Source organism: Streptomyces pseudovenezuelae, assembly GCF_029892565.1.
Taxonomy (GTDB): domain Bacteria; phylum Actinomycetota; class Actinomycetes; order Streptomycetales; family Streptomycetaceae; genus Streptomyces; species Streptomyces pseudovenezuelae_A.
In genome coordinates this window covers 230,580-255,625 of record NZ_JARXVH010000012.1, presented here as the reverse complement: position 1 = coordinate 255,625, position 25,046 = coordinate 230,580, and the positions used below count along the sequence as shown (strand labels likewise).

Annotated in this window: 24 protein-coding genes; 19 read left to right on the top strand and 5 right to left on the bottom strand. The window is 70.6% G+C overall.

Annotated features, from left to right (window positions below):
- The first annotated feature begins 3 nt into the window (after positions 1–3).
- The 5 genes from M2283_RS33735 (at position 4) to M2283_RS33715 (ending at position 5,549) form a co-directional block, all read left to right on the top strand.
- The gene (locus tag M2283_RS33735; RefSeq protein WP_280880253.1) at positions 4–1,002 is read left to right on the top strand and encodes an ABC transporter permease; all 999 of its coding nucleotides are present in this window, start codon (positions 4–6) and stop codon (positions 1,000–1,002) included.
- Entirely contained in the window at positions 999–2,096 is a 1,098-nt protein-coding gene (locus M2283_RS33730) for an ABC transporter ATP-binding protein (protein WP_280880252.1), read from the top strand. The genes M2283_RS33735 and M2283_RS33730 overlap by 4 nt, the downstream gene beginning before the upstream one ends.
- Before the next feature lie 14 nt (positions 2,097–2,110).
- Positions 2,111–3,358 carry an ABC transporter ATP-binding protein gene (locus M2283_RS33725; RefSeq protein WP_348538942.1) on the top strand — a complete coding sequence of 416 codons (1,248 nt, stop codon included), beginning with the start codon at positions 2,111–2,113 and terminating at the stop codon, positions 3,356–3,358.
- 96 nt (positions 3,359–3,454) lie between these two features.
- Complete coding sequence (locus tag M2283_RS33720; RefSeq protein ID WP_280880250.1) at positions 3,455–4,846, top strand: M1 family metallopeptidase; 1,392 nt, start codon at positions 3,455–3,457, stop codon at positions 4,844–4,846.
- Positions 4,847–4,892: 46 nt separating this feature from the next.
- On the top strand, positions 4,893–5,549 hold the full coding sequence (locus M2283_RS33715; protein ID WP_280880249.1) for a trimeric intracellular cation channel family protein: 657 nt from the start codon (positions 4,893–4,895) through the stop codon (positions 5,547–5,549).
- On the opposite strand, the gene M2283_RS33710 is transcribed toward M2283_RS33715, so the two are convergent.
- Positions 5,458–6,666, bottom strand: a complete 1,209-nt coding sequence (locus M2283_RS33710) for an alpha/beta hydrolase (protein ID WP_280880248.1) — start codon at positions 6,664–6,666, stop codon at positions 5,458–5,460. The two genes, M2283_RS33715 and M2283_RS33710, sit on opposite strands and share 92 nt — an antisense overlap.
- Positions 6,667–6,855: 189 nt before the next feature.
- Here M2283_RS33710 and M2283_RS33705 point away from each other — a divergent pair, with 189 nt between their 5' ends.
- From M2283_RS33705 to M2283_RS33695, 3 genes are all read left to right on the top strand, one after another.
- Positions 6,856–7,716: a thioesterase family protein gene (locus tag M2283_RS33705; protein WP_280880247.1), complete on the top strand. Its 861-nt coding sequence runs from the start codon at positions 6,856–6,858 to the stop codon at positions 7,714–7,716.
- Positions 7,717–7,749: 33 nt separating this feature from the next.
- Entirely contained in the window at positions 7,750–8,727 is a 978-nt protein-coding gene (locus M2283_RS33700; RefSeq protein WP_280880246.1) for a helix-turn-helix transcriptional regulator, read from the top strand.
- Between the two features lie 140 nt (positions 8,728–8,867).
- A complete protein-coding gene (locus tag M2283_RS33695; protein WP_280880245.1) occupies positions 8,868–9,260 on the top strand; it encodes a hypothetical protein in 393 nt (130 codons plus the stop codon).
- Between the two features lie 101 nt (positions 9,261–9,361).
- Here M2283_RS33695 and M2283_RS33690 read toward each other — a convergent pair whose 3' ends face one another.
- A complete protein-coding gene (locus tag M2283_RS33690) occupies positions 9,362–9,997 on the bottom strand; it encodes a TetR family transcriptional regulator (protein WP_280880244.1) in 636 nt (211 codons plus the stop codon).
- Positions 9,998–10,140: 143 nt separating this feature from the next.
- On the opposite strand from M2283_RS33690, the gene M2283_RS33685 reads away from it, so the two are divergent.
- The 3 genes from M2283_RS33685 to M2283_RS33675 all read left to right on the top strand — a co-directional run bounded on the left by M2283_RS33685 (position 10,141) and on the right by M2283_RS33675 (position 11,934).
- Positions 10,141–10,308, top strand: coding sequence for a hypothetical protein (locus tag M2283_RS33685; protein ID WP_280880243.1), 168 nt, complete (start codon positions 10,141–10,143; stop codon positions 10,306–10,308).
- A gap of 32 nt (positions 10,309–10,340) precedes the next feature.
- A complete protein-coding gene (locus M2283_RS33680; RefSeq protein ID WP_280880242.1) occupies positions 10,341–10,619 on the top strand; it encodes a DUF4190 domain-containing protein in 279 nt (92 codons plus the stop codon).
- A gap of 151 nt (positions 10,620–10,770) precedes the next feature.
- Positions 10,771–11,934 (top strand): cysteine desulfurase family protein, encoded by a 1,164-nt coding sequence (locus M2283_RS33675; RefSeq protein ID WP_280880241.1) that lies wholly within the window; start codon positions 10,771–10,773, stop codon positions 11,932–11,934.
- Positions 11,935–11,948: 14 nt separating this feature from the next.
- Here the strand turns inward: M2283_RS33675 and M2283_RS33670 are convergent, their stop codons facing one another.
- Entirely contained in the window at positions 11,949–13,520 is a 1,572-nt protein-coding gene (locus tag M2283_RS33670; RefSeq protein ID WP_280880240.1) for a multicopper oxidase family protein, read from the bottom strand.
- A gap of 222 nt (positions 13,521–13,742) precedes the next feature.
- Positions 13,743–14,396 carry an N-acetylmuramoyl-L-alanine amidase gene (locus M2283_RS33665; RefSeq protein ID WP_280880239.1) on the bottom strand — a complete coding sequence of 218 codons (654 nt, stop codon included), beginning with the start codon at positions 14,394–14,396 and terminating at the stop codon, positions 13,743–13,745.
- 60 nt (positions 14,397–14,456) lie between these two features.
- Between M2283_RS33665 and mnmA the strand changes: the two genes are divergently transcribed.
- A complete protein-coding gene (mnmA, locus tag M2283_RS33660; RefSeq protein ID WP_280880238.1) occupies positions 14,457–15,584 on the top strand; it encodes a tRNA 2-thiouridine(34) synthase MnmA in 1,128 nt (375 codons plus the stop codon).
- A 54-nt stretch (positions 15,585–15,638) separates the two neighbouring features.
- Here mnmA and M2283_RS33655 read toward each other — a convergent pair whose 3' ends face one another.
- Positions 15,639–15,962: a DUF427 domain-containing protein gene (locus tag M2283_RS33655; protein ID WP_280880237.1), complete on the bottom strand. Its 324-nt coding sequence runs from the start codon at positions 15,960–15,962 to the stop codon at positions 15,639–15,641.
- Between the two features lie 50 nt (positions 15,963–16,012).
- Here M2283_RS33655 and M2283_RS33650 point away from each other — a divergent pair, with 50 nt between their 5' ends.
- From M2283_RS33650 to gatA, 7 genes are all read left to right on the top strand, one after another.
- A complete protein-coding gene (locus M2283_RS33650; RefSeq protein WP_280880236.1) occupies positions 16,013–16,552 on the top strand; it encodes a TIGR00730 family Rossman fold protein in 540 nt (179 codons plus the stop codon).
- A 7-nt stretch (positions 16,553–16,559) separates the two neighbouring features.
- On the top strand, positions 16,560–17,258 hold the full coding sequence (locus M2283_RS33645) for an SDR family oxidoreductase (protein WP_280880235.1): 699 nt from the start codon (positions 16,560–16,562) through the stop codon (positions 17,256–17,258).
- 50 nt (positions 17,259–17,308) lie between these two features.
- Positions 17,309–18,316 (top strand): methionine synthase, encoded by a 1,008-nt coding sequence (locus M2283_RS33640; protein ID WP_280880234.1) that lies wholly within the window; start codon positions 17,309–17,311, stop codon positions 18,314–18,316.
- A gap of 14 nt (positions 18,317–18,330) precedes the next feature.
- Positions 18,331–20,523, top strand: coding sequence for an NAD-dependent DNA ligase LigA (gene ligA, locus M2283_RS33635; protein WP_280880233.1), 2,193 nt, complete (start codon positions 18,331–18,333; stop codon positions 20,521–20,523).
- A 259-nt stretch (positions 20,524–20,782) separates the two neighbouring features.
- On the top strand, positions 20,783–23,032 hold the full coding sequence (locus M2283_RS33630; RefSeq protein ID WP_280880232.1) for a putative bifunctional diguanylate cyclase/phosphodiesterase: 2,250 nt from the start codon (positions 20,783–20,785) through the stop codon (positions 23,030–23,032).
- Between the two features lie 208 nt (positions 23,033–23,240).
- Positions 23,241–23,537 carry an Asp-tRNA(Asn)/Glu-tRNA(Gln) amidotransferase subunit GatC gene (gene gatC / locus M2283_RS33625; protein ID WP_018531282.1) on the top strand — a complete coding sequence of 99 codons (297 nt, stop codon included), beginning with the start codon at positions 23,241–23,243 and terminating at the stop codon, positions 23,535–23,537.
- Positions 23,538–23,542: 5 nt separating this feature from the next.
- Complete coding sequence (gene gatA / locus M2283_RS33620) at positions 23,543–25,045, top strand: Asp-tRNA(Asn)/Glu-tRNA(Gln) amidotransferase subunit GatA (protein WP_280880231.1); 1,503 nt, start codon at positions 23,543–23,545, stop codon at positions 25,043–25,045.
- The last annotated feature ends 1 nt before the right edge of the window (position 25,046 follow it).

Below are 25,046 nucleotides of genomic sequence, written 5' to 3'. Positions count from 1 at the left end.
GCTGTGCTCGCTTACCTGATCAGGCGGCTGTTCGCCGCCGCAGTGATGCTCGTGGTCATCGTGATGGTGGTCTTCGGCATCTTCTTCCTCGTCCCCAAGTGGGCGGGCGTCGACATCGCCTCGAGCTTCGTGGGCAAGCAGGCCGACCCGGCCGCGGTCGAGGCCGTTCGGCAGAAGCTGGGCCTGAGCGACCCGATCTACTCCCAGGTCTGGGAGTTCTTCAAGGGCATCTTCGCCGGTCGCACCTACTCGGGCGGCGGCGACGTCACGCACTGCGCCGCCCCCTGCTTCGGCTACTCCTTCCGCAGCGAGCAGGCCGTCTGGCCGGTGCTCACCGACCGCTTCCCGGTGACCCTGGGACTCGCGCTCGGTGCCGCCGTGCTGTGGCTGGTCTTCGGTGTCTCGGCGGGTGTGCTCTCCGCGCTCAAGCGGGGCACCATCTGGGACCGCGGCGCGATGGTCGTCGCGCTGGCGGGCGTCTCCCTCCCCATCTACTTCACCGGCCTGCTCAGCCTGGCGATCTTCGCCTTCGGGCTGCACTGGCTGGATGCCCAGTACGTGCCACTGGACCAGAGCTTCGGCGGCTGGTTCGGCGGCATGATCCTGCCCTGGATCACCCTCGCGTTCCTCTACGCGGCGATGTACGCCCGGATCACCCGCGCCACCATGCTGGAGATCCTCGGCGAGGACTACATCCGCACGGCGCGCGCGAAGGGCCTCAAGGAGCAGGTCGTCATCGGCAAGCACGCCATGCGCTCCACGATGACCCCGATCCTGACCATGCTCGGCATGGACCTCGGCGCCCTCATCGGCGGCGCCATCCTGACGGAGTCGACGTTCAACCTGCCCGGCCTCGGCCGTGCGGTGCTCGACGCCATCAAGAACCAGGATCTGCCCATCATCCTGGGCGTCACCCTGATCACTTCTCTCGCCGTGCTGCTCGCCAACCTCGTGGTGGACATCCTGTACGCCGTGATCGACCCCCGAGTGAGGCTGACATGACCGAGCTGAGCAAGAGCGGAGCCGCCCTGGGTGAACCCACCTCCGGCTCCGCCGCCCCGACCTCCTTCCTGGAGGTGCGTGACCTCAAGGTGCACTTCCCGACCGACGACGGCCTGGTCAAGTCCGTCGACGGGCTGAGCTTCAAGCTGGAGAAGGGCAAGACCCTCGGCATCGTGGGCGAGTCCGGCTCCGGCAAGTCGGTGACCTCGCTCGGCATCATGGGCCTGCACACCGCCGGCCAGTACGGCAAGCGCAAGGCGCAGATCTCCGGCGAGATCTGGCTGGACGGCACCGAGCTGCTCTCCGCCGACCCCGACCACGTGCGCAAGCTGCGCGGTCGCGAGATGGCGATGATCTTCCAGGACCCGCTGTCCGCGCTGCACCCGTACTACACGATCGGCCAGCAGATCGTGGAGGCGTACCGGATCCACCACGACGTCTCCAAGAAGGCCGCGAAGAAGCGCGCGGTCGAGATGCTCGACCGGGTGGGCATCCCGCAGCCCGACAAGCGCATCGACAGCTACCCGCACGAGTTCTCCGGCGGTATGCGCCAGCGCGCGATGATCGCGATGTCGCTGGTCAACAACCCCGAGCTGCTCATCGCGGACGAGCCGACGACCGCCCTGGACGTCACCGTCCAGGCGCAGATCCTCGACCTGATCCGGGATCTGCAGACGGAGTTCGGCTCCGCGGTCATCATCATCACCCACGACCTGGGCGTCGTCGCCGAGCTGGCCGACGACATCCTGGTGATGTACGGCGGCCGCTGCATCGAGCGCGGTCCGGCCGAGAAGGTGTTCTACGAGCCCCGCCACCCCTACACCTGGGGCCTGCTGGGTTCGATGCCGCGGCTGGACCGTGAGCAGCAGGAGCGCCTGATCCCGGTCAAGGGCTCCCCGCCCTCGCTGATCAACATCCCGTCCGGCTGTGCCTTCAACCCGCGGTGCCCGTACGCCGACGTCCCGAAGGACAACGTCACCCGCACGGTCCGCCCCGAGCTGACCGAGGTCGGCAGCCACCACTGGGCCGCCTGCCACATGACGCAGGAGCAGCGGGAGCGGATCTGGACCGAAGAGATTGCGCCGAAGCTGTGAGCGAGGACAAAGCGGTGACCATCCCTGCGCGGAGCGAAGGTGCCACCACCCTCACCAAGGACGCCGCCCCCGGCGAGACCCTGCTGAAGGTGACCGGGCTCCAGAAACACTTCCCGATCAAAAAAGGCCTGTTCCAGCGGCAGGTCGGCGCCGTGCACGCGGTCGACGGCCTCGACTTCGAGGTCAAGTCCGGCGAGACGCTGGGCGTCGTGGGCGAGTCGGGCTGCGGCAAGTCGACGATGGGCCGGCTGATCACGCGGCTGCTCGAACCGACCGCGGGCAAGGTCGAGTTCGAGGGCAAGGACATCACGCACCTCGGGGTGGGCGGCATGCGTCCGCTGCGCCGCGATGTGCAGATGATCTTCCAGGACCCGTACTCCTCGCTGAACCCGCGCCACACCATCGGCACGATCATCAGCGCCCCCTTCAAGCTCCAGGGCGTCACGCCGCCCGGCGGCATCAGGGCGGAGGTCCAGCGGCTGCTGTCGGTCGTGGGCCTCAACCCCGAGCACTACAACCGCTATCCGCACGAGTTCTCCGGCGGTCAGCGCCAGCGCATCGGCATCGCCCGCGCGCTCGCCCTGAACCCGAAGCTGGTCGTGGCGGACGAGCCGGTCTCGGCGCTCGACGTGTCGATCCAGGCCCAGGTCGTCAACCTGCTGGACGACCTCCAGCAGGAGCTCGGCCTGACGTACGTGATCATCGCGCACGACCTCTCGGTGGTCCGGCACGTCTCGGACCGGATCGCGGTGATGTACCTCGGCAAGATCGTGGAGCTGGCCGACCGCGAGTCGCTGTACCGGGCGCCGATGCACCCGTACACCAAGGCGCTCATGTCGGCGGTGCCGATCCCGGACCCGCGGCGCAAGAACACCAAGAGCGACCGCATCCTGCTCAAGGGCGACGTGCCCTCGCCGATCTCCCCGCCGAGCGGCTGCCGGTTCCACACCCGGTGCTGGAAGGCGACGGAGATCTGCAAGACGACCGAGCCGGCGCTCATCGAGCTGAAGCCCGGTCAGCAGGTCGCCTGCCACCATCCGGAGAACTTCGAGGACCAGGCCCCGCAGGACACGGTGCTGCTGACCGTGGCCAAGGAGGCGGCCGAGCTGGTCGCCGACGAGGTGCTCGCGGAGTCGGCGGAGACGTCGGCGGCGGTCGCTGCCGAGGTCGCCGAGGTGGCGGCTGAGGTGACCGTGGCCGAGGAGGCCGCGGAGTCCTCCGAGTCCCCCAAGGGCGAGAGCCAGGAGTCAACCGACAAGTAGCGCATGACGAGTTGGCAAAGTCATGTACATGTCTGAACGGGAGAGTTCATAGTCGTCCGTGTCCGACTTATCGGCACACGCTCAAGGGGACGACTGATGAAACTCTCCCGTTCAGCACGTTTAGGGGCCCTCGCGACCGCGGCGGCCTCTTTTCTTGTCATCGCCGCCGCTCCCGCGCCGAGCGCCGGAGCGCCCGGCATCGGCGACCCCTACTTCCCGGACCTGGGCAACGGCGGCTTCGACGCCCGCCATTACGACCTCGACGTGGCGTACAACCCGGACACCGACCGCCTCGACGGCCGGACGACGCTCACCGCCCGCGCCACCAAGAGCCTCTCCTCCTTCGACCTGGACCTGCAGAAGTTGGAGGTCACGAGAGTCGAAGTGAACGGCAGACGCGCCCAGTTCACTCGCACCGGCGACGAGCTGCGCATCACCCCGCGCCAATCCCTGCGCAAGGGCCGCGACTTCGAGGTCACCGTCACCTACGGCGGGGTGCCCGAAGCACTCAGCGGCCCGATCGTGTTCGGCTCCGACTACGGGTGGATGAAGACCACGGACGGCGTCTTCGTCGCCTGCGAGCCCAACGCCGCCTCCACCTGGTTCCCGTCCAGCGACCACCCCTCCGACAAGGCCACCTACGACATCCGTATCAAGGCCCCCAAGGGCCTGACCGGCGTCTCCAACGGCCGGCTGATATCGACGCACGACAAGGGCGCCTCGACGTACACCCACTGGCGCGAGTCGAAGCCGATGGCGACCTACCTCGCGACCGCCACCATCGGGAAGTTCGACGTGAAGACGGGCCGGACCCCGGGCGGTATCCCGATCTACGTCGCCATCGACCCGGTGCTCGCCAACGGCAACAGCGTCGACGTGTACGCCGTCACCGCCGCGGCCACCGACTACTGGTCGCAGATCTTCGGGCCCTACCCCTTCGAGGAGACCGGCGCGATCGTCGACGACATGCCCGAGGCGGGGTTCTCGCTGGAGGTGCAGTCGAAGCCGGTCTACTCGGCGGTGCGCAACGAGACGACGATCGTGCACGAGCTGGCCCACCAGTGGTTCGGCGACTCGGTGAGCGTCTCGCAGTGGAAGAACATCTGGCTCAACGAGGGCTTCGCCACCTACGCCCAGTGGCTGTGGGCCGAACACCAGGGCACCCGCACCGCGCACGACTCGTTCCTGGCCGGCTACAACTCCCGCCCCGCCGACAACGCCTTCTGGCAGACCGTCGTCGGCGACCCGCAGCGCGACACCATGTTCGCGTCCGCGGTCTACCAGCGTGGCGCGATGACCCTCCAGATGCTCCGCGAACGCATCGGTGACAAGGCCTTCTTCAAGCTGCTGCCCGCCTGGACGAAACTCCACCGCTACGGCAACGGCGACACGGCCGGCTTCATCAAGCTCGCCGAGAAGGTCAGCGGACAACAGCTCGACGACCTCTTCCAGACCTGGCTGTTCACCCCAGGGAAACCCTCCCTGTAACCCTTGCATTGAAAGGGAAGCACCCTGCAGCAGGTAAGAATGTGGGGTGCTTCAGCAACTGTTCAGTCCTTCCGTCCAGCACACGCTCGACCTCATCGGCATCTTCGTGTTCGCCATCTCCGGCGCGCTGCTGGCGGTCCGCAAGAACTTCGACGTCTTCGGCATCGCCGTGCTCGCCGAGGTCACCGCGCTGGGCGGGGGGCTGTTCCGGGACCTGATGATCGGGGCCGTACCACCGGCCGCCTTCACGGACCTCGGCTACTTCAGCACCCCGCTGCTGGCCGCCCTCCTGGTCTTCTTCCTGCACCCGCAGGTGGAGCGCATCCAGCTCGGCGTGAACATCTTCGACGCGGCCGGCCTCGGCCTGTTCTGCGTCACGGGCACGACCAAGGCGTACGACTACGGCCTCAACCTCACCGCGTCGGCCGCCCTCGGCCTCGCCACCGCCGTCGGCGGCGGTGTGCTGCGTGACGTGCTCGCCAACGAGACGCCCTCGCTGCTGCGCTGGGACCGCGACCTGTACGCGGTCCCGGCGATCGTCGGCGCCGCCATCGTCGTCCTGTGCATCCGCTACGACGCCCTCAACCCGTACACCAGCGGGTTCGCGGTCGTCACCGCCTTCGCCCTGCGCCTGCTCGCGATGAAGTACCACTGGCGAGCGCCGCGTGCGTGGAACCGGCGCTCGACGGTGAGTGAGGAGTAGCGCTCCCCGGGCCGGTCGCGAGGCCCAGCTCCTCGGTCAGCCAGCGGAACGCCGGCACCACCTGTGGCCGCCACAGCGCCATGGTGTGCCCGCCCGCGCTCTTCGGGATGTACACCACGTGCACGGTCGTCGGGGCCTTCGCCGTGTGTTCGAGAGCCACACCGGCCTCGTAGCCGTCGTGCGGCTGACCGGAGACGTAGAGGGCGACCCGGGGCGGGGTGCGGGCCTCGCGCAGCAGCAGGTACGGGTTGTTGGCGATCCGCAGTCGCGGGTTCTGCGCGGCCAGCGAGTTGCGTTCGCCGATCGGGTCGTTGTAGCCGGACATGGTGATCGCCGCCCGGTAGCGGTCGGGGTGGGCGATCGCTAGCTTGGCCGCGCAGTGGCCGCCCGCCGAGTACCCGGCGACCGCCCAGCTCGCCGGAGCGGGGGCGGCGCGGAAGTTGTCCGTGACCATCTTCGGCACGTCGACGCTGAGCCAGGTGTCGGCGTTCACCGTGCCCGGGATGTTGGCGCAGCCGGTGTCCACGCCGGCCAGCAGGTTGGTGCGCGGGGCGACCAGGATGAAGGGCGCCACCCTGCCGTCCCGCATCAGCGGCGCGAGCTGCTTCTCGGCGTGCAGCGACCCGAACCAGGCCTTCGCGGAGCCGGGGTAGCCCGGCAGCAACTCGACGACGGGGAACCGGTGATGGCGGTAGGCGGGCTCGTTGTACTGCGGCGGCAGCCAGACGTAGACCTCGGCGTTCACGCCCGACACCCGGCCCTTGAGCTGGGTCTCGCGGACGCCGTCGGACTGGGGGGTGAACCGCTGCACCACCCTGGGCAGTCGCTTCAGCGCGATGCCGCCGGTGCCGTCGGCGCCCAGGTCGGCGGCCTGCTGCACATGGTCGCCCGTGCCGAGCAGGTCGGCCCAGTTGTCGTAGAGGTTGTTCTCGTTGTTGACCAGCACGAACACCAGGGCGACCGCCGTGCCCTGGGCGAACAGCACCATCAGGACGCGTGCGGCGGCGCGCAGCGCGTGTGGCCCGCGCAACCGCGACCACAGGGCGAGCGGAAGGACGACGGCGACGACGGACAGCACGATCAGCGTGTAGAGGAACGCGGTCCCGGTAAGGCTCATGCCCCTATAGAGGCCGAGGCCGCGACCCCGGTTTACGGACGAGTACGGACACTTACCAGGAAATTGCCTCTCTCTCACCGTGATGGCCCAGAGGCGAAGGGAGGCCGCACGGAGGTGACATGGAGGCGGCGCAGAGGCAGCAGGTAGGAAAAGCTACCGCTTAGTAGTTTCTCGTTGTACGGTTCAGGCATGTCAGACGCAGCTTCCGTACAGGCCGTCCGGGCCACGGTCGGCGACAGCGAGTTCGACCGCGACACCGCGCCGACCCGGCGCGCGCCCGGGGTCTACGACATCGACCTCTCCGCCGGCTGGACCATCCTCGGCGCCGTCAACGGCGGCTATCTGCTGGCCGTCCTCGGCCGCGCGCTCGCCGACGCCCTGCCGCACGGCGACCCGTTCACGATCTCGGCGCACTACCTGACCGCCTCCAAGCCGGGCCCCGCGGTCGTCCGCACGGACGTGGTGCGCACCGGACGGACCCTGTCGACCGGCCAGGCCTCCCTCTTCCAGTACGACGACGAGGGACACGAGGTCGAGCGCATCCGCGTACTCGCCTCCTACGGCGACCTGGACACGCTGCCCGACGACGTCCGTACGGCGGCCGAGCCGCCCGCGTTCCCGCCGATGGAGCACTGCTTCGGCCCCGAGGACGGCCCGGCACCGGCGGCCGGAACCTCCGCCATCGCCGACCGCCTGATGCTCAAGCTCGACCCCTCCACGCTGGGCTGGGCGCTCGGCGCGCCCTCCGGCAAGGGTGAGATGCGGTCCTGGTTCGGGCTCGCGGACGGCCGGGACGCCGACCCGTTCTCCCTTCTGCTGGCGGTGGACGCCCTGCCGCCCACGGCCTTCGAGATCGGCCTGTCCGGCTGGGTCCCGACGGTCGAGCTGACCGTCCACGTCCGCTGCCGCCCGGCCCCCGGCCCGCTGCGCGTCTCCATCACCACCCGCAACCTCGCCGGCGGCTTCCTGGAGGAGGACGCCGAGGTGTGGGACAGCGCGGACCGGCTGGTGGCGCAGTCCCGGCAGCTGGCGCGGGTGCGGCTCGGCTGAGCGGCGGTCGTCCGCGTCGGGGACCATGGGGTCGTGAAGTCCGACCGACTGCTCTCGATCCTGCTGCTCCTGCAGACCCGGGGCCGCGTCCCGGCGCACGAACTCGCCGACCGCCTTGAGGTGTCGGTGCGGACCGTCTACCGGGACGTGGAGGCCCTGTCGGCCGCCGGCGTCCCCGTCTACGCGGAACGCGGCCGGCACGGCGGCATCGAGCTGCTCGCCGGGTTCCGTACGGACGTCACGGGACTGACCGCCGACGAGTCCCGCGCGCTGTTCATCCTGGCCGCGCAGGGCGTGCACGCCGCCCTCGGCCTGGACGCGGCGCTCGGCTCCGCGCTGCGCAAGGTGATGGCCGCGCTGCCGGCGCCGCACCGCCCCGCCGCCGAGGTCACCAGCCGCCGCATCCTCGTCGACGCCACCCGCTGGAAGGGCGGCCCGCAACAGGCGGTCGACCTGGCGGCGTTGCAGGACGCGGTCTTCGCGGACCGGCGCCTGAGGCTGCGCTACCGGCACAGCGGCGAGCGCGAGCCACGGACGTACACCGTCGACCCGTACGGGCTCGTCGCCAAGGCCGGCGTCTGGTACCTGGTCGCCGACCGCCGGACGAAGCCGCAGCTCTTCCGGGCCGACCGGGTCCGCTCGGCGACCGTGCTCACGGATGCGGTGCGGCGGCGGGCGGGCGTCGAACTCGCCGACGCCTGGGAGGTGTTGCGCCGCCAGGTCGAGGAGCGGCCGGGCGGCATCGACGTCACCGTCCGGGTCCGGCGCGACCGGCTGGACATGTTCCTGCGCCTGAACGCGGGGGAGTTGGCGGGACTGCCCGAGGACGACGGCACCGGCGAGTGGGTGACCGCGCGGCTGTCGTACGGCGACATCCGCGAGGCCCGCGCGCTGCTCTCGTTCAGCGACCGCGTGGAGGTCCTCTCACCGCCGGAAGTACGTGCGGAGTTGGCCGTGGCGGCGGCTTCTGTCACGGGCTTGTACCAGCGAGTAGTGCGGGCCGATTCCTGAACTGCCAGGTCAACGCCGGGACTTGAGGTTCCCTTTACCCGATTGACAGGCCGAGGACAGTGCGGCCCCAAGGAAGGCCTAAGCGCCGTTGATTGAGTTCCCGCCTCAGGACTCCCTCATCCTCCTTGGAGCTGTTTCTCATGAACCGTGCGCGTCTCGTCCCCGCAGTGGCTCTGCTGGCGCTCTCGCCCTTCGCCCTGGCGGCCTGCGGTTCGAGTGACTCGTCGTCGTCCTCGAACAGCGGCAACTCCGGGCAGCAGCAGTCCTGTCAGCGGCCCTCGGGCATGCCGACCGGCAACGCCTCGGGCCGCCCGAGCGGGGCGCCGTCCGGCGCTCCCACGGGCAACGCCACCGCCGTGCCCTCCGGCAATCCCTCGGGCAACCCCTCCGGCATGCCGAGCGGCGCGCCCGGCGGCGGCCAGGGCGGTGCTCCGGGCGGCGGCGGTCAGGGTGGCTGTGGCGGCGGAGCGGGTGGCGCCGGCGGCGGTGCCATGCCCAGCGGCGCGCCGAGCCAGCAGGCCACGAAGAACTGACCCGAGCGGTCGTACGAAGCGGTCGTACGGCAGGGGCGGCACTCCCGGTGAACGGGGGCGCCGCCCCTGTGTGTTGGCCCAGGGCCGGGTCGGGACGGGGCTCAGTCCAGCCAGTGCCCGCGGCCGACGTTGATCAGTCGCAGCCGGCGGGTCACGACCTGGGTGACCTGCTCCATCTCCTCCTTCGGGGCGTCCGGGGACTCCAGCGCCTCCAGGAACAGACAGGCCGTGATCAGCATCTGGTCGACATACAGGTTGGCCAGCATCAGCAGGTCGTCGTCGCTCCAGCCCGCGGCCTCCGGGTCCTTGGCGATCTCGACCTTCACCTCCTCGGCGAACCGGGCCAGTTGGTCCCGTATGGCCTCGCGCACCGGCTGGACGCCGCCGTGCCGCTCACGGGCGATGAAACGGACGTGGGCGGGGTGCGCGGCCACGTACGCGGCGATCAACTCGACGGCGCGCACGATGCGTTCCTCGCTGTCGCCGGCGGTCGACACCGTCGTACGGACCATCGGGTGCAGGCTGCCGAGCGCCTCCTCGACCAGGGCCACACCGAGGTCCGCGGTGGAGCGGAAGTGCCGGTAGAAGGCGGTCGGGGCGACGCCGACGGCCCGGGTGACCTCGCGCAGGCCCAGGCTGCTCAGGCTCTGCTCCGCCAGCAGGCCGAGCGCCGCGTCCAGGAGCGCCTGCCGGGTCTTCTGCTTCTGGGCCTGCCGGATGCCGAGGGTGTGACTCATGTCATCCAGTTAACAACCGTTCTCCGGAATTGCAAAGCCGTCAGAAGCGCTAGACTCTGTAGTCAGTGAACAAGTGTTACTACAACCGTTCACCGAAACGTAACGAGAGACGCCACCCCGGTGTCTCGGAGGGGACCCGTCCCATGCTGTTCCTCGTCGCCGCACTCATGCTGCTCGGTGTAGTGCTGGGCACCGTGGCCCACGCACCGCTGGCCCTGTCCGCCGCCGTCGCCGCCGGCATCGCCGTCTGGCTCGGCATCTTCGCGCTCCGCGAGCGCCACGGCCGCCGCCGTCAGACCTCGGCCAACTGACCGTCCCCACCGACTTCCAGGAGCTGAGCACGATGCAACTCACCGCACCGGCCGACGGCCGCACCGCCCCGCGTACCGCCCCCCGCGACGCCGACGGCATGGCCGTCGCGTCCTTCATCCTCGGCCTTCTCGGCCTTCTCGTTCTGAACGTCTTCCTCGGCCCGATCGCCATCGTGCTGGCCGCCGTCTCCCTCTGCCGCGGCACCACCCGCCGTGGCCGCGCCTACCTCGGACTCGCCCTGGGCGTCGCCGACCTGGCGGTCCTGGTGATCGCCATGCAGTTGTCCAGCACGATCTCGTGGAGCCTGTGAGCCGGGGGACCACGTGGTGAACTTCGGCCGACGGCCCTGAGGACGACAGGGCACAGCCGAAAGCCGCCGGCGCCGACGGACCCGGCCGCACCGCGAACCCGGAGACCGTGACCGGGGACGTGGACCTGGGCCCCGTAGAATCGGGTCCACCATGGCATACCTCGACCACGCCGCGACCACCCCGATGCTCCCCGAGGCAGTCGAGGCACTCACCGCCCACCTGGGCGTCACCGGCAACGCCTCCTCCCTCCACGCCTCCGGCCGCAAGGCCCGCCGCACGGTCGAGGAAGCCCGTGAGACGCTCGCCGAAGCGCTCGGCGCCCGCCCCAGCGAGGTGGTGTTCACCTCCGGCGGCACCGAGGCCGACAACCTCGCGGTGAAGGGCCTGTACTGGGCCCGCCGCGACGCCGACCCGGCCCGCACCCGCGTCCTGGCCAGCCCCGTCGAGCACCACGCCGTCCTGGACGCCGTCCACTGGCTCGGCGAACACGAGGGCGCCACCGTCGAGTACCTCCCGGTCGACTCCTACGGCCGCGTCCACCCCGAGGCACTGCGCGAGGCGATCGCCCGCGACCCCGACGACGTGGCCCTGGCCACCGTGATGTGGGCCAACAACGAGATCGGGACCGTCCTGCCGGTCCGCGAACTGGCCGAGGTGGCAAAGGGGTTCGGGGTCCCGCTGCACTCCGACGCGGTCCAGGCCTTCGGCCAGGTCCCGGTCGACTTCGCCGCCTCCGGACTCGCCGCGATGGCGGTCTCCGGCCACAAGATCGGCGGCCCGTACGGCATCGGCGCACTGCTGCTGGGCCGCGAGTACACCCCCGTCCCCGTCCTGCACGGCGGCGGCCAGGAGCGCCACGTCCGCTCCGGCACCCTCGACGTCCCCGCGGTCGCCTCCTTCGCGGTCGCCGGCCGCCTCGCCGCCGAGCAGCACGAGTGGTTCACCCGCGAGATCGGCGCCCTGCGCGACAGCCTGGTCGAGGCGGTGCGGACGGCGGTTCCGGACGCGATCCTCGGCGGTGACCCGCAGGACCGGCTGCCGGCCAACGCCCACTTCACGTTCCCCGGTTGCGAGGGCGACTCCCTGCTCCTGCTGCTGGACGCCCAGGGCATCGAGTGCTCCACCGGCTCGGCCTGCACCGCGGGCGTCGCCCAGCCCAGCCACGTCCTGCTGGCCACCGGCACCGACCCGGACCTGGCCCGCGGCACCCTGCGCTTCTCGCTGGGCCACACCTCCACCGAGGCCGACGTGGAGGCGGTGGCCAAGGCGATCGGCCCGGCGGTGGAGCGTGCCCGCGCCGCCGGACTGACCTGACAGACCCGCTCTCCCTAGCTCTCCGTCACCATGAGGGACGCCATCATTCCCTCGTCCTCGTGTTGCAGCAGATGGCAATGGAGCATGTACATATAGGTGTCGTCGGCGAAGTCCGTGAACTCCATGGCGATCTTGATGGTTCCGCCGCCGACCACCTCGTACGTGTCGTACCAGCCGAGTTGGACGCCGGTGGGATCCTCGCCGTTGACGGAGATCAGCTGATACGGCACGTCGTGCAGGTGGAACGAGTGTTCCAACTGGGTGGCGTTCTGGATCGTCCAGATCTCCTTCGCGCCGACCGTCGTACTGATCATCGCCATCGCGGCCATGGCCGTGCCCGCCGACCCGTTGATCAGCATGGTGGCGCCGTTCTGGCCCAGGGTGATCGTCCGGGCGGTGAAGTCGCCGGTGTCGTACCGGTCGATGGTGTTGAGAGTGCTGGGCAGGTCGGCCGGGGTGTCGGTGCCGCCGGCCGTCACCGCGAGGACGTCGTACGTGCCGCTGCCGCCACGGATCCAGCCGGTGGTGACCACGGCCTGCAGGGTGGCGTCCGCGCTGAGGTCCATGACGAACTCGGCACGGGCGCCGGCCACCAGGCGGATCGTGCTCACCTCCGTGGCCTCGGTCAGGTAGCCCTGGTCGGTGCTGATCTGCGTGAGGGTGCCGCCGTCGCTGCGCTGGATCGTGATGATGTCGGACGGCGAGGCGTTCAGGGCGCGGAACCGGGTCCGCGTCTTGGTGGCGGAGAAGGTGAGTGTGGTGTCGTCCACGTTGGTTCCGTTGAGCAGGAGGGGGAACGTGGTGGTGCTCAGCCGGTAGCCGACCGCTTCGTACTTGATGTCCCCGTCGGTGTCCACGGCGAGGGACTGGAAGATGAGCGGGATGTCGTCGACGCCGTAGTCGCTGGGCAGCGCGGCGGACGCGTCCGTGGAGTCCTCGACGATGATCATCCCGGCCAGGCCGTGCACGGCCTGCTTGGCGGTGGTTCCCAGGGCGTGCGGGTGGTACCAGAGCGTGGTCGCCGGGTCCTTGACCGTGAACGTGGGCGACCAGGTCTCCCCGTCCGCGAAGGCGACCTGCGGGCCGCCGTCCATCTTCGGCGGCACGTGGGCGCCGTGGAAGTGGACCGTCGTGTCCTCGCCGATGTCGTTGGTGATGTTGAGAACGACCTCGTCGCCGTTGGTCCACTTCAGGGTGGGGCCCAGGAAGTCCTGGTTGTAGCCCATCGTGCTGCTGGTGACCCCCGAGATCACCTCGTGCGTGCCGGTCTTGGCCTCCAGGGTGAAGGTGGTGGTGCTGCCGGAGGTGGTGCCCTCCAGGAGGTCCGGGATGGTCAGGGTGGCGGAGTTGGTGGCCGCGCCCGCCTTGTTCTTGTTCGCGTCGGTCAGCAGCGAGAAGGTCGTGCCGGCCGCCGCGACCGCCGCGAGGCCGGCGGCGCCCGCCATGCCGCCGAGGAACTTGCGCCGGTGCAGACCCTTGCCGCCCCGGCCCTTGCCGCTCTTGGTGTGCTCGCCCTTGGCCTGACCCGCCTTGCGGTGGGTGCCCTTGTCGCTTCTGCCCGTGCTGGGCTCTGTGGAGTCGGTCATGGCGGGGATGTTTGACCTAAGGGCTGTGTAAGGACTGGGGCGAACTTAGGGGGCAACCAGGCAGCCTGTGCCGGAGCCGTGAGCCGGGGTTTTCCGCAACTCCCTTGAAAGAAGCCCAAGTTGATGCGGCGCAGCTCGCGCCACGGAGGCGGGACGCAACGGACACATGAAGCGCGGAGGCCACGCACAACATCACGATTGCATCACTGCGGGAACCGGAGGTCAGGCGCGTTCGGCCCGTCGTACGAGACCCATGTACCGGTCCCAGTCCCAGTGCGGGCCCGGGTCCGTGTGGTCCGTGCCCGGCACCTCCACGTGCCCGATGACGTGCTCCCGGTCGACGGGTATCCCGTACCGCCCGCAGACGCCCGCCGTCAGGCGCGCGGAGGCCGCGTACATCGCGTCCGTGAAGTCCTGCGGGCGGTCCACGAAACCCTCGTGCTCGATGCCCACACTGCGTTCGTTGAACTCCCTGTTGCCCGCGTGGAAGGCCACGTCCAGCTCGCGGATCATCTGCGTGACGTCCCCGTCCTGGCGGACGATGTAGTGGGCCGCGGCCTGGTGGGCCGGGTCCTGGAAGACCTTGACCGCGCTCGCGTAACTGCCCTGGGTGACATGGATGATCACCCGGTCTATCGCGTAGTCGTCCGGCCGGTCCGCCGTCCGGAAGTTCCCCGACGAGGCCGCCACCCACAGCGCGCCCTTGAAGTCCACCGCGCCCTCGACCCGCGGCTTCTGGACCCCCGGCAGCCGCCACCACAGGTGGGCCAGCTCACCGCGGGCCAGCACGGCCGTGCCGACGGCCGCCGCGGCCCCGCCCACCAGCAGGGCCCGCCGCCCGATGCGCCGGTCCTTGTCGCTCTCGCTCGCCCCCATGTGATCCACAACGGATACTCGCGGGCTCCGGTTCCCGCGGCCCCTTACCCTTGAAGGGTTATGACTGACATTCCGCAGCGCCCCCTCCGTGTACTCGCCGCCATGTCCGGCGGCGTGGACTCCGCCGTCGCCGCCGCCCGCGCCGCCGAAGCCGGCCACGACGTGACCGGCGTCCACCTCGCGCTCTCCGCGAACCCGCAATCGTTCCGCACGGGCGCGCGGGGCTGTTGCACCATCGAGGACTCGCGCGACGCCCGCCGTGCCGCCGACGTCATCGGCATCCCGTTCTACGTCTGGGACCTCGCCGACCGCTTCCGTGAGGACGTGGTCGACGACTTCGTCGCCGAGTACGAGGCGGGGCGCACCCCGAACCCGTGTCTGCGCTGCAACGAGAAGATCAAGTTCGCCGCCCTGCTCGACAAGGCGCTCGCCCTCGGCTTCGACGCTGTCTGCACCGGCCACTACGCGAAGGTGCTCGTGCACGCGGACGGCACGCGCGAGCTGCACCGCGCCTCAGACATGGCCAAGGACCAGTCCTACGTCCTCGGGGTGCTGGACGACCGGCAGTTGGCGCACGCGCTCTTCCCGCTCGGTGACACTCTGACGACCAAGGGCGAGATCCGCGCCGAGGCCGAGCGCCGCGGCCTCGCGGTCGCCAAGAAGCCCGACTCGCACGACATCTGTTTCATCGCCGACGGCGACACCCAGGGCTTCCTGGCGAACCGCCTGGGCAAGGCCGAGGGCGACATCGTCGACGAGTCCGGCGCGGTCGTCGGCTCGCACGAGGGCGCGTTCGGCTTCACCATCGGCCAGCGCAAGGGCCTGCGCATCGGCACCCCGGCGCCCGACGGCAAGCCGCGCTACGTCCTCGACATCTCGCCGGTGGACAACACGGTCACGGTCGGCCCGGCCGCCGCCCTCGACGTCAGCGCCCTCACCGCGATCAGGCCCCGCTGGTGCGGCACCGCCCCGACCGGCCCCGGCACCTACACCGCACAGCTCCGCGCCCACGGCGGCGAGACCGAGGTCGGCGCCGAGCTGGTCGACGGCACCCTGGAGGTCACCTTCACGGAGCCGGTCCGCGGCGTCGCCCCCGGCCAGGCGATCGTCCTGTACGACGGCACACGCGTGGTGGGCTCGGCGACGATCGCGACGACCACGCGCGCGACGGCGGGGGCATCGGCCTAGGGGTCTGTCCGTCGGACAGGCCCTGTCCGCCGTCGCGGCACGGAGTCGGTGGGCTCAGACCACCTCCACCTCGTAGAAGCACAGGTGGTCCTTGATCTGGGCCACATCCGGCTTGGGGTCGGGGTACGCCCACACCAGGTCCGCCGCGTCCGGCAGCGACCAGTAGGACGCGGTGCCCTTGAAGGGGCAGTAGGTGTGCGTGTCGGAGGGCTTGAGCAGGTCGAGTCGTACGTCCTCGGGCGGAAGGTAGTACCGCACCGGGGATCCCGTCTCGCGCAGTACGAGCGGCCGCTCGCTCTCCGCCAGGACCTGCTCGCCGTGCACCACGCGCACGTGCTGGTCGACCTGCTCGATGGTGATCGTGTGTCCTTGGGCCATACCGGAAAAGCACTCGCGGACCCCCGGTTCTTCCCGCGTACGGTGGCCGAATGCGAATCTGCGTCTTCCTCTCCGCCGCCGACCTCGACGACCGCTACACGCGCCCCGCGCGCGAGTTCGCGAAACTGCTGGGCAAGGGCGGTCACACGCTCGTGTGGGGCGGCTCGGACACCGGTCTGATGAAGGTGGTCGCCGACGGTGTGAAGGAGGCCGGAGGCCGGCTCGTCGGCGTCTCCGTCCACTTCCTGGCGGCGATGGTGCACCCGGGCGCCGACGAGATGGTGATCGCGAAGGACCTCGCCGAGCGCAAGAGGCTGCTCCTGGAGAAGGCCGACGCCGTGGTGATCATGGTCGGCGGCACCGGAACGCTCGACGAGGCCACCGAGATCCTGGAGCTGAAGAAGCACGGGCACACCGACAAGCCGGTCGTGCTGCTCAACACCGCGGGCTTCTACGACGGCCTGAAGGAACAGTTCCGCCGCATGGAGGCCGAGGGCTTCCTGCCGCTGCCCCTCACCGACCTGGTGTTCTTCGCCGAGGAGCCGGTGGGTGCGCTCGCCTACCTCGAGGAGTCGGCCGGCACGCGGTGATGCGAGCATGGCGGGCATGGCTACCCATGTGATCACCGGAGCGGGCTCCGGCATCGGCGCGGCCGTCGCCCGCCGCCTCCACGCGCGCGGGGACGACCTCGTGCTGCACGCGCGCGACGCCGGCCGGGCGAAGGAACTGGCAGCACGGTTCCCCGGCGCGCGGACGCTCGTCGGCGATCTGGCCGACCCCGACAAGCTGTCCTGGGCCTTCTCGCACCAGACGCTGCCGGACCGCGTGGACTCGCTGCTGCACATCGCCGGCGTGGTCGACCTGGGCCCGGTCGGCGACCTCACGCCCAAGTCCTGGCGCCACCAGCTCAACGTCAACCTCATCGCGCCCGCCGAGCTGACCCGCCACTTCCTGCCCCAACTCCGCGCCGCCCGCGGCCAGGTGGTCTTCGTCAACTCCGGCGCGGGCCTGAGCGCGAGCCCCCACTGGTCCGCGTACGCCGCCTCCAAGCACGGGCTGAAGGCCCTCGCCGACTCGCTGCGGCACGAGGAGCATGGCAACGGCGTCCGGGTCACCTCCGTCTACCCGGGCCGCACGGCGAGCCCGATGCAGGCCAAGGTGCACCAGCAGGAGGGCAAGGAGTACGACGCCGCGCAGTGGATCGACCCGGAGTCGGTGGCGACGACGATCCTGACCGCCCTCGACCTGCCCGGGGACGCGGAGATCAACGACCTGACGGTGCGCCCGGGGCACTGACCGGCACCGACCGATTCCGCGGGCCCACCGGGATTCCGTAGTCTTCGCAGGTGAGTCAAAACAGCCAGTTCATGTTCGGTGCGGCCACCGGCGTCGGTTCGATGCCGGGCGGGGACGCGCGCGAGGCCGCCAAGACCGTCACCGGGTCCCTGGACGACTTCCCGTTCCTCGCCGAGCTGCCCGCCCGCGGCCCCGGCGCCGACATGATCGGGCGGACCGCAGGACTGCTCGTCGAGCTGTACGCACGAGTGGAACCCAGCGGCTGGCGGCTCGGGGACCGCCCCGGCCGGGACACCAAGCGCGCCCAGTCCTGGCTAGGCGAAGACCTCGACGCCCTGGAGGAGTTCACCCAGGGGTACGAGGGCCCGCTGAAGGTGCAGGCCGTCGGCCCCTGGACGCTGGCCGCCGCGCTGGAGCTGCGCAACGGCGAGGCCGTGCTCTCCGACCCGGGCGCCTGCCGCGACCTCGCCGCCTCGCTCGCCGAGGGCCTGCGGTCACACCTGGAGGAGGTCGGGCGCCGAATCCCCGGCGCCCAGGTGACCCTCCAGCTCGACGAGCCCTCGATCACCGCCGTCCTGCGCGGCCAGGTCCGGTCCGCCAGCGGCTACCGCACCCACCGTGCCGCGGACCGCCAGCTCGTCGAGTCCACCCTCCGCGATGTCGTCGGCGTGCACGCCGACGGGCCCGTCGTGATCCACTCCTGCGCCCCCGACGTCCCGTTCGCGCTGCTGCGCCGGGCGGGCGCGGCGGCCGTCTCCTTCGACCTCTCGCTTCTCACCGAGCGTGACGACGACGTGATCGGTGAGGCGGTGGAAGCGGGCAGCCGGCTCTTCGCCGGTGTCGTGCCGGGCACGGACGCCCGATTGTCGGACCCGGCCGGTAGCGTCATGGGTGTCAGGACGTTGTGGCGCAGGCTGGGGCTGTCTCCGGGGCTTCTCGCGGAGTCGGTCACGGTGACGCCCGCGTGCGGGCTCGCGGGCGCTTCCCCGGAGTACGCGCGCAAGGCGCTCGCCCACTGCGTCCAGGCGGCGAGATCCCTCGCGGACAACCCTGAGTAACGGGAGGCAACACGGTGGCCGGCGACAAGCAGGCGGGGACGACGGTGCCCGCGCAGGCACGGGAGAAGCACGCGCAACTCGCTGAGCAGATCGAGGAGCACCGCTTCCGGTACTACGTGAACGACGCCCCGGTCGTCAGCGACGCGGAGTTCGACCAACTCCTGCGCTCCCTTGAGGCGTTGGAGGAGGAGTACCCGGAGCTGCGGACGCCGGACTCGCCGACGCAGAAGGTCGCGGGGGCCTACGAGACCGAGTTCACGTCGGTCGTGCACCGCTCCCGCATGCTCTCCCTCGACAACGCCTTCAGCGACGAGGAGTTGGCCGCCTGGGGCGAGCGCGTCGCCAAGGACGTCGGCACGACCGACTACCACCTGCTGTGCGAGCTGAAGGTCGACGGCCTCGCCGTCAACCTCACCTACGAGCACGGCCGTCTCACCCGCGCGGCGACACGCGGCGACGGGCGCACGGGCGAGGACATCACGCCCAACGTCCGGACGATCGCCGAGATCCCGGACCGGCTGCACGGCGACCGGGTCCCGGACGTGGTGGAGATCCGCGGCGAGGTCTACTTCCCGATGGAGAAGTTCGAGGAGCTCAACGCCCGCCTGGTCGAGGCCGGCGACAAGCCCTTCGCCAACCCCCGTAACGCGGCGGCCGGTTCCCTGCGCCAGAAGGACCCGCGCGTCACCGCCACCCGCCCCCTGCACATGGTCGTGCACGGCATCGGCGTCCTGGAGGGCTTCGACGGCCTCACCCGCCTCTCCCAGGCCTACGACCTGCTCAAGACCTGGGGCCTGCCCACCTCCCCGCACAACAAGGTGGTCGAAGGACTCGACGGCGTACGGGAGTTCATCGCGTACTACGGCGAGAACCGGCACTCCGTCGAGCACGAGATCGACGGTGTGGTCGTCAAGCTCGACGAGATCCCGCTCCAGGGCCGCCTCGGCTCGACCTCGCGCGCGCCGCGCTGGGCGATCGCGTACAAGTACGCGCCCGAGGAGGTCAACACCAAGCTCATCAACATCCGCGTCGGCGTGGGCCGTACGGGCCGGGTCACGCCCTACGCCCAGGTCGAGCCGGTGACGGTGGCCGGCTCGGAGGTCGAGTTCGCCACCCTGCACAACCAGGACGTGGTCAAGGCCAAGGGCGTCCTCATCGGCGACACGGTGGTGCTGCGCAAGGCCGGTGAGGTCATCCCGGAGATCCTCGGCCCGGTCGTCGACCTGCGCGACGGCAGCGAGCGGGAGTTCGTGATGCCGGCCGAGTGCCCCGAGTGCGGCACGGCACTGCGGCCGATGAAGGAGGGCGACATCGATCTGCGCTGCCCGAACGCCCGTGCCTGCCCGGCCCAGTTGAGAGAGCGGGTCTTCTACCTCGCCGGCCGCAAGGCGCTCGACATCGACCACTTCGGTTACGTCGCCGCCGCGGCCCTCACCAACCCGCTGGAGCCGAAGGACCCGCCGCTGACCGACGAGGGCGACCTGTTCGACCTCACCGTCGAGCAACTGCTGCCCATCAAGGCGTACGTCCTCGACCAGGACAGCGGGCTGCCCAAGCGCGACCCGAAGACCGGCGAGGAGAAGATCGCCACGGTCTTCGCCAACCAGCAGGGCGAGCTGAAGAAGAACGCCGCCGCGATGCTGGAGACCATCGCGGCGGCCAAGGAGCGCCCGCTCGCCCGCGTTCTCACCGGCCTGTCGATCCGGCACGTCGGCCCGGTCGCCGCGGAGGCGCTGGCGCGCAACTTCCGCTCGATCGACCGCATCGAGCAGGCCACCGAGGAGGAGCTGTCGAACACCGACGGCGTCGGCCCGATCATCGCCGCCTCCCTCAAGGAGTGGTTCGCCGAGGACTGGCACCAGGAGATCCTCCGCAAGTGGAAGGCCGCCGGCGTCCGCATGGAGGAGGAGGGCTCCGACGAGGACGAGGGGCCGCGTCCGCTCGAAGGAATGACGGTCGTGGTCACCGGCACCCTCGACCACTTCACCCGGGACGGCGCCAAGGAGGCACTGCAGGATCGCGGAGCGAAAGTGACCGGTTCTGTTTCGAAGAAGACGTCTTTCGTGGTTGTGGGTGACAATCCAGGTTCGAAGTACGACAAGGCGATGCAGCTCAAGGTCCCCGTTCTGAACGAGGACGGCTTCACCGTCCTGCTGGAACAGGGGCCCGAAGCGGCGGCCGAAGTCGCGCTTCCCATCGAGGAGTAGCGGTTGAAGGCCACCCGATCGGCGCATACCAGATGCATACGGGTGGCCGGGTCGCATTCGGGCAACCGTCGTCGACCGCTGCCCGTGGAAGCCTTCTGCGGCCTACTGTTGAGATGTGCGCCTGCCGTGCCCAGCTGCGGTCGGGGCAACCTCGTGCTCCTGGTGAGCAAGGGGAAGGGTTTTCCGACGCGGATTCGCTGATGGATGTCGGGCAGCGGACCGCGTGGCGTGGGCACCGCCGGCTGTGAGAGGGACGGGAATGGAACCGACCGAGAGCGCCGCCCCGGACTCACGGCTGCGCCGACGCCTGACCAGCGGCGTCTGGCGGGGGAGCCGCCTGGGCGGACGGTCCTCGGCGCGTCCCGGCGTGGAAGGGCGGGCCGGCGGACAGTTCACCGTCCCCGACGGGCACGGCACCTCCCCGCTCGGCACCGGCCACCCCTCAGCGCTGCAGGACCCCGAAGCCGAACGCCAGCTGTCCTGGCCCGCATTGCCCGCAGCGGTCGTCGGGGTCGCAGCCTTCGTCCTCGGCGCCGGCTTCTACCGGGCGTTCACCGACGAGCACGCGCTCTTCCCGTCCGGCACCGTCGGCTGGGCCCTGGCGGTGCTCACCGGCATCATCGTCGGCCACCTGGTCATGCTCGGCCGCGCCCGCTGGTGGGGCGGCACCGGCTCCGGCGCCGCCCTGACCCTCGCCGTCCTGATGCTGTACGGCTGGGTGCCGGCCGGCATGGTCAGCCTCACCGTCGTCGTCCTGGTCGGCATAGCTCGGCGCAATCGCTGGCGCCAGGGCGTGCTGCACGGCGCGGTGGACATCCTCGGCATCGGCGCCGGCGCGCTCGTGCTCAGCGCCTTCGGACGGGTGCCGTCCGTGGAGCGGCCCTGGAACCCGGAGACCTGGACGGTCTACACCGCCCCCCAAGTGGTGCTGGTCGCCGCCGCCTACCTCCTCGTCACCCGCGTCCTGCTCTGGTATTTGCACGCCCCGCACCACGGCGGACTGCCCACCGTCGCCCGCACCGCCCTGGTCAGACAGGGCCTGGTCGCGGTCGCGCTGCTCGGCATCGCTCCGCTGATCTGCGTGGTCGCCGCCGCCCAGCCGATACTGCTGCCGCTCTTCGCCATCCCGCTGATCGCCCTCGACTCCACTCTGTGGATAGCCCGCGCCCGGGCCGAGGAGCAGCTGCGCGACCCACTGACCGGACTGCCCAACCGCCAGTGGCTCCTGGAGCGCATCTGGACCGCGCTGGACGACGCCGAGCGCATCGGCGCCCGCGCCGCCCTGATGCTGATCGACCTGGACCGCTTCCGGTCCGTCAACGACACCCTGGGCCATCTCGCCGGTGACCGGCTGCTGTTGCAGATAGCGGACCGGCTGCGGGTGGCGCTGCCCCGCGGCGCGGAGGCCGCCCGGCTCGGCGGCGACGAGTTCGCCGTCCTCCTGCCGGTCGCCGACTCCACGACCTCCGCGACCCGCGTCGCCCGCAACCTGGTGGCCGCCCTCTCCTCCCCGCTCGACCTCGACGGGCTCACCCTCGTCCTGGAGGCCAGCGCGGGCGTCGCCGTCTTCCCCGACCACGCGCTGGACGCCGAGGGGCTGCTGCGCCGGGCGGACGTGGCGATGTACCAGGCGAAGCGGGACCGGACGGGCGTAGAGGTCTACGAGTCCAAGCGGGACTCCAACACCCCGGACCGGCTCGGGCTGCTGGGCGATCTGCGCCGTGCCCTGGACGCGCACGAGGTGCAGCTGCACTACCAGCCGAAAGTCCGCTTCGACGGTCAGGTGGCCGGCCTTGAGGCCCTCGTCCGCTGGGTGCATCCCGAGCGCGGGAAGGTGCCGCCGGACGAGTTCATAGCGATCGCCGAGTCGTCGGGGCTGATGCCCCATCTCACGGAGTACGTGCTGGACACGGCGCTCGCGCAGGTGGCCCGCTGGCGGGCGCAGGGGCTGTACGTGCCGGTGGCGGTCAACGTCTCGCCGCGCGACGTCCACACGCCCGGCTTCGCGGGATCGGTCGCCGCACGCCTTGCCCGGCACGGGGTCCCGGCGGGTGCGCTCCAACTGGAGATAACCGAACACGTCCTGCTGGAGGACCCGCAGCGGGCCGCCGACACCCTCGCCGGTCTGACCGGGCACGGCGTGAAGATGTCCCTGGACGACTTCGGCACCGGCTACTCCTCGCTGGTGCACCTGCGCCGGCTCCCGGTGAGCGAGCTGAAGATCGACCGCTCGTTCGTGGCCCGGCTGGCTGTCGACACCGAGGACGCGGAGATCGTGCGCTGCACGGTCGACCTCGCGCACTCGCTCGGGCTGCTGGTCGTCGCCGAGGGCGTGGAGGACGACGAGACCTGGGAGCGGCTGCGCGATCTGGGCTGCGACGCCGTACAGGGCTGGCTGGTGGCCGCGGCGATGCCGCCCGAGGAGGCGACGGCGTGGCTGCTGGCAAGGGGTTCAAGGGGCTGGCAGCGGCCGCGCGCGGCGCTGCCGGCGGCGGCGACCGACGAGTGACGCGGGCCGCGGCGAGGGACGCGTGACGGCTGCGGCACAGGCCCCTTCCCGGCGGCCGGCCACCTGACCCACCCCTGCCTGCCGTGCCGTCCGAGATCGGCTGAGACTCGTCCGTGTGTACGGCCCGGGTAAACCGTTTAACGGCCATGGGCTCGCGCCCCATAGGATTGGCCGCAAACCACACGCACTCACCCCAGAGGAACGCCGCATGCCTGGCATCACGCGCGAGGAGGTCGCCCACCTCGCCCGGCTGGCGCGTCTGGAGCTGAAGCCCGAAGAGCTCGACCACTTCGCGGGACAGCTGGACGACATCATCGGCGCGGTCGCCCGCGTCAGCGAGGTCGCCGACCAAGACGTACCGCCGACCTCGCACCCGCTCCCGCTGACGAACGTCATGCGGGCGGACGAGGTCCGTCCGTCGCTCACCCCCGAGCAGGCGCTGTCCGGCGCCCCGGCCCAGGAGCAGCAGCGTTTCAAGGTGCCGCAGATCCTGGGGGAGGACTAATCACCATGACGGACCACAGCAGCATCATCCGGCTCACCGCTGCCGAGACCGCCGCGAACATCGCGTCCGGCGTGCTCACGGCCGTCGAGGTCACCGAGGCCCACCTCGCCCGTATCGAGGAGGTCGACGCGAAGGTGCACGCCTTCCTGCACGTCGACCGCGAGGGCGCCCTCGCGCAGGCCCGTGCCGTCGACGCGAAGCGGGCCAGGGGCGAGCAGCTCGGCCCCCTCGCCGGCGTCCCGCTCGCGCTCAAGGACATCTTCACCACCGAGGGCATTCCGACGACCGTCGGCTCCAAGATCCTCGAAGGCTGGATCCCGCCGTACGACGCGACGGTCACCAAGCGGCTGAAGGCCGCCGACGTGGTCATCCTCGGCAAGACCAACATGGACGAGTTCGCCATGGGGTCCTCCACCGAGAACAGCGCGTACGGGCCGACCGGCAACCCGTGGGACCTCACCAAGATCCCCGGCGGCTCCGGCGGTGGCTCGTCCGCCGCGCTCGCCTCCTTCCAGGCGCCCCTCGCCATCGGCACCGACACCGGCGGCTCCATCCGCCAGCCGGCCTCCGTCACCGGCACGGTCGGCGTGAAGCCGACGTACGGGGCCGTCTCGCGCTACGGCATGGTCGCCTTCTCCAGCTCCCTGGACCAGGGCGGCCCGTGCGCCCGTACGGTCCTGGACGCGGCGCTGCTGCACGAGGTCATCGCCGGACACGACCCGCTCGACTCCACCTCGATCGACGCCCCGGTCCCGCCGGTCGTCGAGGCCGCCCGCAACGGCAGCGTCGAGGGCATGCGGGTCGGCGTCGTCAAGCAGTTCCGCGGCGAGGGCTACCAGGCCGGCGTCATCCAGCGCTTCGACGAGTCCGTCGCCCTCCTCAAGGAGCTGGGCGCCGAGATCGTCGAGCTGGACTGCCCGTCCTTCGACCTCGCCCTGTCGGCGTACTACCTCATCGCGCCGTCCGAGTGCTCCTCCAACCTCGCCCGCTTCGACGGCCTGCGCTACGGCCTGCGGACCGGCGACGACGGCACCCACTCGGCCGAGGAGGTCACCTCCCTCACCCGTGAGGCGGGCTTCGGCCCCGAGGTCAAGCGGCGCATCATGCTCGGCACGTACGCGCTGTCGAGCGGCTACTACGACGCCTACTACGGCTCGGCGCAGAAGGTCCGCACGCTCATCACGCGGGACTTCGAGAAGGCCTTCGAGCAGGTCGACGTGATCGTGTCGCCCACGACGCCCACCACCGCCTTCGCGATCGGCGAGCGCGCCGACGACCCGATGGCGATGTACCTGGCCGACCTGTGCACCATCCCGACCAACCTCGCGGGCAACTCGGCCATGTCGCTGCCCTGCGGTCTCGCCCCGGAGGACAACCTCCCGGTCGGGCTGCAGATCATCGCCCCGGCGCTGAAGGACGACCGCCTTTACAAGGTCGGCGCCGCTGTGGAGGCCGCCTTCGTGGAAAGGTGGGGTCACCCGCTGATCGAGGAGGCTCCGTCGCTGTGAG